Source organism: Synechococcus sp. CCY9201, from assembly GCF_034931105.1.
Lineage (GTDB): Bacteria > Cyanobacteriota > Cyanobacteriia > PCC-6307 > Cyanobiaceae > CBW1002.
In genome coordinates this window covers 63,955-72,409 of the sequence record NZ_JAYGIC010000094.1, presented here as the reverse complement: position 1 = coordinate 72,409, position 8,455 = coordinate 63,955, and the positions used below count along the sequence as shown (strand labels likewise).

Annotated in this window: 16 protein-coding genes; 14 read left to right on the top strand and 2 right to left on the bottom strand. The window is 65.2% G+C overall.

Translation table 11 applies throughout. From position 1 onward, the window contains the following. Together VB716_RS09485 and VB716_RS09480 are read right to left on the bottom strand one after the other, a co-directional pair. On the bottom strand, positions 1–816 hold an 816-nt coding region (locus VB716_RS09485; RefSeq protein ID WP_323270311.1), incomplete at its 3' end, for an LdpA C-terminal domain-containing domain. Between the two features lie 30 nt (positions 817–846). After that, positions 847–1,308, bottom strand: a complete 462-nt coding sequence (locus tag VB716_RS09480) for an NAD(P)H-quinone oxidoreductase subunit N (RefSeq protein WP_197158906.1) — start codon at positions 1,306–1,308, stop codon at positions 847–849. A 446-nt stretch (positions 1,309–1,754) separates the two neighbouring features. Between VB716_RS09480 and rplC the strand changes: the two genes are divergently transcribed. The 14 genes from rplC to rpsH all read left to right on the top strand — a co-directional run bounded on the left by rplC (position 1,755) and on the right by rpsH (position 8,454). Then, a complete protein-coding gene (gene rplC, locus VB716_RS09475) occupies positions 1,755–2,402 on the top strand; it encodes a 50S ribosomal protein L3 (protein WP_197157030.1) in 648 nt (215 codons plus the stop codon). A gap of 11 nt (positions 2,403–2,413) precedes the next feature. Next, a complete protein-coding gene (gene rplD / locus VB716_RS09470) occupies positions 2,414–3,049 on the top strand; it encodes a 50S ribosomal protein L4 (protein ID WP_197157032.1) in 636 nt (211 codons plus the stop codon). Next, on the top strand, positions 3,042–3,344 hold the full coding sequence (locus tag VB716_RS09465) for a 50S ribosomal protein L23 (protein WP_323247386.1): 303 nt from the start codon (positions 3,042–3,044) through the stop codon (positions 3,342–3,344). Before rplD ends, VB716_RS09465 begins: the two co-directional genes overlap by 8 nt. Before the next feature lie 15 nt (positions 3,345–3,359). After that, positions 3,360–4,223, top strand: a complete 864-nt coding sequence (rplB, locus tag VB716_RS09460; RefSeq protein ID WP_197157035.1) for a 50S ribosomal protein L2 — start codon at positions 3,360–3,362, stop codon at positions 4,221–4,223. Between the two features lie 35 nt (positions 4,224–4,258). After that, on the top strand, positions 4,259–4,534 hold the full coding sequence (gene rpsS / locus VB716_RS09455; protein WP_197157037.1) for a 30S ribosomal protein S19: 276 nt from the start codon (positions 4,259–4,261) through the stop codon (positions 4,532–4,534). Between the two features lie 4 nt (positions 4,535–4,538). After that, positions 4,539–4,898, top strand: a complete 360-nt coding sequence (gene rplV, locus VB716_RS09450) for a 50S ribosomal protein L22 (RefSeq protein ID WP_197157039.1) — start codon at positions 4,539–4,541, stop codon at positions 4,896–4,898. Between the two features lie 19 nt (positions 4,899–4,917). Beyond that, entirely contained in the window at positions 4,918–5,646 is a 729-nt protein-coding gene (gene rpsC, locus VB716_RS09445; RefSeq protein WP_197157041.1) for a 30S ribosomal protein S3, read from the top strand. A 16-nt stretch (positions 5,647–5,662) separates the two neighbouring features. Then, entirely contained in the window at positions 5,663–6,124 is a 462-nt protein-coding gene (gene rplP / locus VB716_RS09440) for a 50S ribosomal protein L16 (protein WP_197157043.1), read from the top strand. Positions 6,125–6,126: 2 nt separating this feature from the next. Then, positions 6,127–6,336, top strand: coding sequence for a 50S ribosomal protein L29 (gene rpmC / locus VB716_RS09435; protein WP_197157045.1), 210 nt, complete (start codon positions 6,127–6,129; stop codon positions 6,334–6,336). A gap of 17 nt (positions 6,337–6,353) precedes the next feature. Beyond that, complete coding sequence (rpsQ, locus tag VB716_RS09430; RefSeq protein ID WP_197157047.1) at positions 6,354–6,623, top strand: 30S ribosomal protein S17; 270 nt, start codon at positions 6,354–6,356, stop codon at positions 6,621–6,623. Between the two features lie 13 nt (positions 6,624–6,636). Further along, positions 6,637–7,002 carry a 50S ribosomal protein L14 gene (gene rplN / locus VB716_RS09425; protein WP_197158907.1) on the top strand — a complete coding sequence of 122 codons (366 nt, stop codon included), beginning with the start codon at positions 6,637–6,639 and terminating at the stop codon, positions 7,000–7,002. 1 nt (position 7,003) lies between these two features. Next, positions 7,004–7,360, top strand: a complete 357-nt coding sequence (gene rplX / locus VB716_RS09420; protein WP_197157049.1) for a 50S ribosomal protein L24 — start codon at positions 7,004–7,006, stop codon at positions 7,358–7,360. A 132-nt stretch (positions 7,361–7,492) separates the two neighbouring features. Further along, on the top strand, positions 7,493–8,032 hold the full coding sequence (rplE, locus tag VB716_RS09415; protein WP_197158908.1) for a 50S ribosomal protein L5: 540 nt from the start codon (positions 7,493–7,495) through the stop codon (positions 8,030–8,032). A gap of 20 nt (positions 8,033–8,052) precedes the next feature. Beyond that, positions 8,053–8,454, top strand: coding sequence for a 30S ribosomal protein S8 (gene rpsH / locus VB716_RS09410; RefSeq protein ID WP_197157050.1), 402 nt, complete (start codon positions 8,053–8,055; stop codon positions 8,452–8,454). Position 8,455 lies beyond the last annotated feature (1 nt).

Here is an 8,455-nt window from a genome sequence, read left to right as displayed (position 1 = left end):
TTCGAGCAGGAGCACGGCGGCATGGGCGGTGCCAGCGCCCACATCCCCGCTCATCGGACGGCCATCCAGCTGCCAGAGCGGCCGAAAACCGCAGGACCGCAGCGCCGCATGGCGCTGCCAGAGCTCAGCCGCCAATGGCTCGGGCCCAGGCGGCGCAGGAGGTGGTGAGTCTCCCGCGCCCCCTTCCCCGCTGAACACGCCTGCACCCCGCTCCAGGCCACAGCTCACCGCCAGGCGCCGCAGGGGCACACCACTGCGGTGCACTTCGGCCAGACGCTGCCGAAACGCCTCGCCGCGGCCGGCCTGGGTGTGAATCTCCACGGCATCGGGTTGCAGCTGGGCGAGCAAGGCGGGCACCAGGGCACCCTCCACCGATTGAGCCCTCTCCTCGATCAGCCCAAGCGGACAGGCCGGCAGGCAACGGCCACAGCCATAACAGCGGCTGGCGATGACGCCGCCGGAGGAACCGATGGCAAGGGCGGGACAGACGCGTTCGCAGGGCCGCGGGCAGTCCGCAGGACAGCGCGCCGGATCGAACCAGGCCTTGCGGAAATGGGGATCGTTCCCATCACTGAGGCTCACCATCAGCCAGGGCTGCGCGGCACCGCGCTCACGGGCCCAGGCAATCCCACGCCGTGCGGCCGACACCACGGCGGCATCCGCCGCCAGATCCAGGCAATGCACCCCGGCGAGGGTGTAGATGCCGGCCAGATCCTCAAGGGCGCCAAGATCCTGATTGCTGGCACCGCCGATCCACTTGACCCAGTACCCGCCGGCCAGGGCACGATCAGGAAGGGCCAGGGGGTCCAGCCGCACCCTCAGCCCCGCAGGGAAGATGGCTGGAGCTCAGCCATCCGCCAGCTCGGCCAGGGGCTGCCAGCGCAACGACCTGGCACCGCCCATCTCCACCACGACCTTGAAGCGCGGCTCGCGCCGGCTGAGCGCCACCAGGGAGGCCAGTTCGGCCTTGGAGAGCACGGCCCCCTCCAGCAACCAGAGCAGGATGGGTGCCTCGCCTTCCAGCAGGCTTCCCAGCTGGGGCATCACCCGCTGCACCTCGCCAACCGCCGCGCCGCGGCCAACGCTCTGGTGACCGAGATGGGGCGGGCGCACACCATGCAGTTGGAAGAGGTAGGCCTCGGGATCTCCGAGGCCGCGGGCCGTGGTGAGCTGAGCCCGGTAGCCGGCCGCCCGCAGACGCCGCAGCAAGCGGGTTTCGGAACCACCTTCCAGGGGCACGAACAAGGCCAGGGCGCCGGCGTTCTCCAGGTCCTGTCGGAAACCGCGGCCGGTGAGCAGCAGGGGCATCGGAGCGGGAGGAACGGTGGCAGACACCAGTCTGACAGCCCTGGAGGCAAGCGGCAGAGGATCCGGGAGGCCGCTGCGCCAGATCCAGGCAGAGCTCAACAGGGTCATCTCAACCAAATGCTACATTGATTTCTTGTGCTGCAGATCTGTGCCCGTCCGCTAGCCGGGCCTCCAGAGCTCTGCACAAAGCTCGCCCGTGGAGGTGAGCTTCCCGGCCAGTGCGGCTCCAGCAGCGATTATCGCTGTGCGATCCGCCGGGAAACTGCTGACAGGAGCGGCTCTGTTCAGAGCCGGACCACTCCCGCCGCAAGTCCCAGCCCGCTGATTCGCTTCGCTAGCCCCGGCCTCCGGCCGTTTCTGCGACATCCCGAATTCAGCTTCACCGCTTCACCGGTGCCTTGCGGCACGGGGGCTGCGGTGGTCCTGCTGGCGTCGTTCCCCTTCCTATGTCCATCGGCATTCTTGGGAAGAAACTGGGCATGTCCCAGTTCTTCGACGAAGAGGGCAGATCCATCCCGGTCACCGTGATCGAGGCTGGTCCCTGCCGCATCACCCAACTCAAAAGCGACGGCACCGACGGTTACACCGCCGTGCAGGTCGGTTTCGGCGAGATTCGCGAGAAGCTCGTCAACAAGCCCGCCAAGGGCCACCAGATCAAATCCGGTGACCAACCCGTTCGCCACCTGCGCGAATACCGCGTCGACAACCTCGACGGTCTTGAGTTGGGCAACCCCATCACCGTCTCCGATTTCGAGGCGGGCCAGAAGGTCGATGTGAGTGGCGACACCATGGGTCGTGGCTTCTCCGGCTATCAGAAGCGCCACGGCTTCAGCCGCGGCCCCATGACCCACGGTTCCAAGAACCACCGCGAACCCGGCTCCACCGGTGCCGGCACCACGCCGGGCCGTGTCTACCCCGGCAAGCGCATGGCAGGCCGCTACGGCGGCAAACAGATCACCACCCGTGGCCTCACCATCCTCAAGGTGGATGCCGAGCGCAACCTGCTGGTGGTCAAGGGTTCGGTGCCCGGCAAGCCCGGCGCCCTGCTCAACATCCGCCCGGCCAAACGGGTGGGCGCCAAGGCCGCGACCTGAGGAGGAGAACCATGGCTGAATGTGTTGTTCGCGATTGGCAGGGCAAGGAAGCCGGCAAGGCTTCACTTGAGCTCAAAGTCGCCAAGGAAACGTCCGCCGCCGATCTGGTGCATCGCGCCGTCGTGCGGCAACTGGCCCATGCCCGGCAGGGCACGGCCAGCACCCTGACCCGGGCCGAAGTGGCCGGTGGTGGCCGCAAGCCCTACAAGCAGAAGGGCACCGGCCGCGCCCGTCAGGGTTCGATCCGTACACCCCTCCGCCCGGGCGGTGGTGTGATTTTCGGCCCCAAGCCGCGCAGCTACAACCTGGCGATGAACCGCAAGGAACGTCGCCTTGCCCTGCGTACCGCCCTGATGAGCCGTCTCGATGACCTCATCGTGGTGAAGGGCTTCGGTGCCGAGCTTGAGGCCCCCAAGACCCGTGAGGTCACCGCCGCCCTGGGCCGTCTCGGCATCGAGGCTGGCCAGAAGGTGCTGCTGGTGCTGGATGGGGCCAACGAGGCGGTGCGCCTGTCGGTGCGCAACCTCGAAAAAGTGAAGCTGATCGCCGCTGATCAGCTCAACGTGTTCGATCTGCTCAATGCCAAGAAATTGGTGGTGGGTGAGGAAGCACTCGAGAAGATTCAGGAGGTCTACGGCGATGGCTGAACGATTTGCAGGCCGGCTCGCGGATGTGATCCGCCGGCCGCTGATCACCGAGAAGGCCACCCGGGCCCTCGAGCTGAACCAGTACACCTTTGAGGTGGATCACCGCGCCGCCAAGCCCGACATCAAGGCGGCGATCGAATCCCTCTTCGACGTCAAGGTGGTGGGTGTGAGCACGATGAATCCACCACGCCGCACCCGGCGGGTGGGGCGATTCGCCGGCAAGCGCGCCCAGGTGAAGAAAGCGGTGGTGCGCCTGGCCGAAGGCAATGCCATCCAGCTGTTCCCTGAGTCCTGAGGGGTCTGAAACACCATGGCAATCCGTAATTACCGTCCCACCTCTCCCGGCACCCGCACCCGGGTCGCGACCGACTTCGCTGAAGTCACCGGTCGCGGCCGTGAACGGGGTCTGGTGGTGGCCAAGCACCGCCGCAAGGGCCGCAACAACCGCGGTGTGATCACCTGCCGCCACCGCGGCGGCGGCCACAAGCGTCTCTATCGCCTCGTCGACTTCCGTCGCGACAAGCACGGCGTGGTGGCGAAAGTGGCGGCGATCCACTACGACCCCCACCGCAACGCCCGTCTGGCGCTGCTCTTCTACACCGATGGTGAGAAGCGCTACATCCTGGCGCCGGCCGGCATCCAGATCGGTCAGCAGGTGGTCTCCGGACCCGAGTCCCCGATCGAGACCGGCAACGCCCTGCCCCTGTCGTCGATCCCGCTGGGCTCAAACGTCCACAACGTCGAGTTGTACGCCGGTCGTGGCGGCCAGATGGTGCGCACCGCCGGTGCCAGCGCCCAGGTGGTGGCCAAGGAAGGCGACTATGTCGCCCTGAAGCTGCCGTCCACTGAGGTGCGCCTGGTGCGGCGTGAGTGCTACGCCACCCTCGGCGAGGTCGGCAACTCCGAGATGCGCAACACCAGCCTCGGCAAGGCCGGCCGCAAGCGCTGGCTCGGTCGTCGTCCTGAGGTGCGTGGCTCGGTCATGAACCCCTGCGACCACCCCCATGGTGGTGGTGAGGGCCGTGCCCCGATCGGCCGCTCCGGCCCTGTCACCCCCTGGGGCAAACCGGCCCTGGGCCTCAAAACCCGTAAGCGGAACAAACCCAGCAATCGGTTTGTGCTCCGGAAACGTCGCCGCACCTCCAAGCGGAGCCGTGGCGGACGCGATTCCTGATGTAACCCACCGCTTTGCTCTCCGCTTAAACCGCTATGGGACGTTCACTCAAGAAAGGTCCGTTCATTGCAGACAGCCTTCTGCGGAAGGTCGAAAAGCAGAACGCCGCCGACGACAAGTCCGTGATCAAGACCTGGTCACGCGCTTCCACCATCCTGCCGATGATGATCGGCCACACCATTGCCGTTCACAACGGCAAGAGCCATGTGCCGGTCTACGTGACCGAGCAGATGGTCGGTCACAAGCTGGGGGAATTCGCCCCCACCCGCACCTTCCGGGGCCACATCAAGGACAAGAAAGGAGGTCGCTGACGCCATGGCCAACATCACCCCCAACAGCCCAGCCCTGGCTCACGGCCGCTACATCCGCGGTTCCGTCTCCAAGGTCCGTCGGGTGCTCGATCAGATCCGCGGCCGCACCTACCGCGAGGCGCTGATCATGCTCGAGTTCATGCCTTACCGCTCCACCGGCCCGATCACCAAGGTGCTGCGCTCCGCAGTGGCGAATGCCGAGCACAATCTCGGTCTCGATCCGGCCACCCTGGTGGTCTGCCAGGCCAGCGCCGACATGGGTCCCTCCATGAAGCGCTTCCGGCCCCGCGCCCAGGGTCGCGCCTACGCGATCAAGAAACAGACCTGCCACATCAGCATTGCTGTGGCTGCTCCCACCACCTGACCCCCGAGGACACCGAACGATGGGACACAAGATCCATCCAACCGGACTGCGCCTGGGGATCACCCAGGAGCACCGGTCCCGCTGGTACGCCCCCAGTCGTACCTATCCCACCCTCCTGCAGGAGGACGACCGCATCCGCAAGTTCATCCACAAGAAATACGGCTCTGCCGGCATCAGCGATGTGCTGATCTCGCGCAAGGCCGACCAGCTCGAAGTGGAACTCAAGACCGCACGCCCCGGCGTGCTGGTTGGCCGCCAGGGAAGCGGTATCGAGGATCTGCGCAGCGGCATCCAGAAGACCCTCGGAGATACGAGCCGTCAGGTCCGCATCAACGTGGTCGAAGTCGAGCGGGTCGATGCCGACGCCTTTCTGCTGGCTGAATACATCGCCCAGCAGCTGGAGAAGCGTGTCGCGTTCCGCCGCGTGATGCGCATGGCTGTCCAGCGCGCCCAGCGCGCCGGCGTGCTGGGCCTGAAGATCCAGGTGAGCGGACGCCTCAACGGCGCCGAGATCGCCCGGACGGAATGGACCCGTGAAGGTCGTGTGCCCCTGCACACCCTGCGTGCCGACATCGACTACGCCACCAAGGTGGCCACCACCACCTACGGCGTGCTTGGCATCAAGGTGTGGGTGTTCAAGGGCGAAGTGCTTCCGGGCCAGCAGGAGAAGCTCCCCGTGGGGGCAGCCCCGAAGCGCCGGGCCAGCCGTCGGCCCCAACAGTTCGAAGACCGTTCGAACCAAGAGTGATCAGGAGGCCTGAACCATGCTGAGTCCACGACGCGTCAAATTCCGCAAACAGCAGCGGGGCCGCATGCGCGGCACCGCCACCCGCGGCAACACCATCGCTTTCGGGCAATTCGCCCTGCAGGCCCAGGAATGTGGCTGGATCACCTCCCGCCAGATCGAAGCCAGCCGCCGAGCGATGACCCGCTACGTCAAGCGGGGCGGCAAGATCTGGATCCGGATCTTCCCCGACAAACCGGTCACCATGCGCCCCGCTGAAACCCGGATGGGTTCCGGTAAAGGCAACCCGGAATTCTGGGTGGCGGTGATCAAACCCGGCCGCATCCTCTTTGAGATGGGTGGTCCTGAGATCACCGAAACCATTGCCCGGGAGGCCATGCGGCTGGCGCAGTACAAACTGCCCGTCAAAACCAAGTTTCTGAGCCTGGCCGATCAGGAACCTGCAGACCAAGACCAGGCCGCCATCGCAGTGGAGTCCTGATCATGGCCCTTCCCGACATCGCCGAGGTGCGCAAGCTCACCGAGGGCGAGATCACCGAACAGATCGACGCCACCCGGCGTTCCCTGTTTGATCTGCGTTTCCAGCAGGCCACCCGCCGCCTGGAACATCCGCATCGCTTCAAGGAAGCCCGCATCAAGCTGGCTCACCTGCTCACGGTGCAGAGCGAGCGTCAGCGCTCCAGCGCCTCCTGATTTCCTCCCCCATTCCCATGGCACTCAAGGAACGGGTCGGCACCGTCGTCAGCGACAAGATGGATAAAACGGTGGTGGTCGCGGTGGAAAACCGCTTCCCCCATCCCATCTATCAAAAGACGGTCAGCCGCACCACCCGCTACAAAGCTCACGACGAAGGCAACGCCTGCCGCGTCGGCGATCGGGTCCGCATCACCGAAACCCGCCCTCTCAGCCGCACCAAGCGCTGGATGGTGGCCGAGGTCCTGTCCACCACCGGTGCCGCCCCGGCCCCCGGCAGCAACTGAGCAGGACATCCCGATGATTCAACAGGAAACTTTCCTCAACGTCGCTGATAACAGCGGCGCCAAGCGCATCCAGTGCATCCGTGTGCTGGGCACCAACCGTCGCTACGCCCATGTGGGTGATGTGATCGTTGCCGCCGTCAAGGACGCCATGCCCAACATGGGCGTCAAGAAGTCGGATGTAGTCAAGGCCGTGGTGGTTCGCACCCGCGCCACCCTGCGCCGCGAAACCGGCAACGCCATCCGCTTCGACGACAACGCCGCCGTGATCCTGGGGACTGACAACAATCCCAAGGGAACCCGCGTGTTTGGCCCCGTGGCCCGCGAACTGCGGGAGCGGAACTTCACCAAGATCGTGTCCCTCGCTCCGGAGGTGATCTGAGATGGCCACTGCCACCCCCAAAGTCAAGCCCCAGACGCGCATCAAGATGCGCATCAAGAAGGGCGACACCGTGCAGGTGATCTCCGGCAAGGACAAGGGCAAGACCGGCGAGGTGCTGCGCACCCTGCCGATCGAGAACCGCGTCATCGTGCAAGGCATCAACCTGCGCACCCGCCACGTCAAGCCCACCCAGGAGGGCGAAACCGGCCGCATCATCACCGAGGAAGCTTCGCTGCATGCCTCCAACGTGATGCTCTATTCCACCGACAAAAAGGTGGCTAGCCGCGTTGAAATCGTGGTGGAGCCCGACGGCACCAAAAAGCGCCGCCTCAAGAAGACCGGCGAAGTTCTCGACTGACCTGCGCCGCCTGCAGCCAAGGCCACACCTCTGGCTGGAAGCCTTTACAGCTAACGCTTCACCCTCCACTCCATCTTCCCGATCCCTTCCGCCTTCTGACCCCGACCAGAAGTGCATTCCCCTCCCCCCGTCATGTCACTCAAACAGCGCTACCGGGAGACGATCCAGCCCAAGCTGCTCAAGGATCTGAACCTGTCCAACATTCACGAAGTTCCCAAGGTGGTGAAAGTCACCGTCAACCGGGGCCTCGGTGAAGCCGCCCAGAACGCCAAGGCCCTGGAGGCCTCGATCGCCGAGCTGGCCACGATCACCGGTCAGAAGGTGGTGGTGACTCGCGCCAAGAAGGCCATCGCCGGCTTCAAGATCCGTCAGGGCATGCCAATCGGCGTGGCCGTCACCCTCCGGGGTGAGCGCATGTACGCCTTCCTTGAGCGTCTGTTGAACCTGGCCCTTCCCCGGATTCGCGACTTCCGCGGCGTCAGCCCCAAGAGTTTCGACGGCCGGGGGAATTACACCCTGGGGATCCGGGAACAGATCATCTTCCCCGAAATTTCCTACGACAAGATCGACGCCATCCGGGGCATGGACGTCACGATCGTGACTACCGCCCGTAACGACGAAGAGGGCCGGGCCCTCCTCCGCGAGATGGGGATGCCGTTCCGTAGCAACTGAGCCCTCTTCCGGACACGACCATGGCCAATCACGACCCGATTTCCGACATGCTCACCCGCATTCGCAATGCGAGTGAGAAGCGTCACCAAAGCACCAAGATTCCCGCCTCCCGCATGGCGCGCAGCATCGCCAAGGTGCTGCAGCAGGAAGGTTTCATCGCCGAGATCTCCGAAGCGGGTGAAGGCGTTGAGAGCCATCTCGTGCTCGAACTCAAGTACAGCGGTAAGCACCGCCAGCCCACGATCCGCTCCGTGCAGCGGGTGAGCAAGCCCGGCCTGCGCATCTACAAGAACACCCGCCAGCTTCCCAAGGTGCTGGGCGGCCTGGGTGTGGCGATCATCTCCACCTCCAAGGGTGTGATGAGCGACCGTGACGCCCGCAAGCAGGGCGTCGGCGGCGAAGTGCTCTGCTACGTCTACTGAT

Coding starts and splice junctions, on each gene's coding strand:
- rpsS (WP_197157037.1), top strand. CDS start 4,259: ATGGGACGTTCACTCAAGAAAGGTCCGTTCATTGCAGACAGCCTTCTG.
- rpsQ (WP_197157047.1), top strand. CDS start 6,354: ATGGCACTCAAGGAACGGGTCGGCACCGTCGTCAGCGACAAGATGGAT.
- rplP (WP_197157043.1), top strand. CDS start 5,663: ATGCTGAGTCCACGACGCGTCAAATTCCGCAAACAGCAGCGGGGCCGC.
- rplX (WP_197157049.1), top strand. CDS start 7,004: ATGGCCACTGCCACCCCCAAAGTCAAGCCCCAGACGCGCATCAAGATG.
- rplD (WP_197157032.1), top strand. CDS start 2,414: ATGGCTGAATGTGTTGTTCGCGATTGGCAGGGCAAGGAAGCCGGCAAG.
- rplN (WP_197158907.1), top strand. CDS start 6,637: ATGATTCAACAGGAAACTTTCCTCAACGTCGCTGATAACAGCGGCGCC.
- rplC (WP_197157030.1), top strand. CDS start 1,755: ATGTCCATCGGCATTCTTGGGAAGAAACTGGGCATGTCCCAGTTCTTC.
- rpmC (WP_197157045.1), top strand. CDS start 6,127: ATGGCCCTTCCCGACATCGCCGAGGTGCGCAAGCTCACCGAGGGCGAG.
- rpsH (WP_197157050.1), top strand. CDS start 8,053: ATGGCCAATCACGACCCGATTTCCGACATGCTCACCCGCATTCGCAAT.
- rplE (WP_197158908.1), top strand. CDS start 7,493: ATGTCACTCAAACAGCGCTACCGGGAGACGATCCAGCCCAAGCTGCTC.
- rplV (WP_197157039.1), top strand. CDS start 4,539: ATGGCCAACATCACCCCCAACAGCCCAGCCCTGGCTCACGGCCGCTAC.
- rpsC (WP_197157041.1), top strand. CDS start 4,918: ATGGGACACAAGATCCATCCAACCGGACTGCGCCTGGGGATCACCCAG.
- VB716_RS09465 (WP_323247386.1), top strand. CDS start 3,042: ATGGCTGAACGATTTGCAGGCCGGCTCGCGGATGTGATCCGCCGGCCG.
- VB716_RS09480 (WP_197158906.1), bottom strand. CDS start 1,308: ATGCCCCTGCTGCTCACCGGCCGCGGTTTCCGACAGGACCTGGAGAAC.
- rplB (WP_197157035.1), top strand. CDS start 3,360: ATGGCAATCCGTAATTACCGTCCCACCTCTCCCGGCACCCGCACCCGG.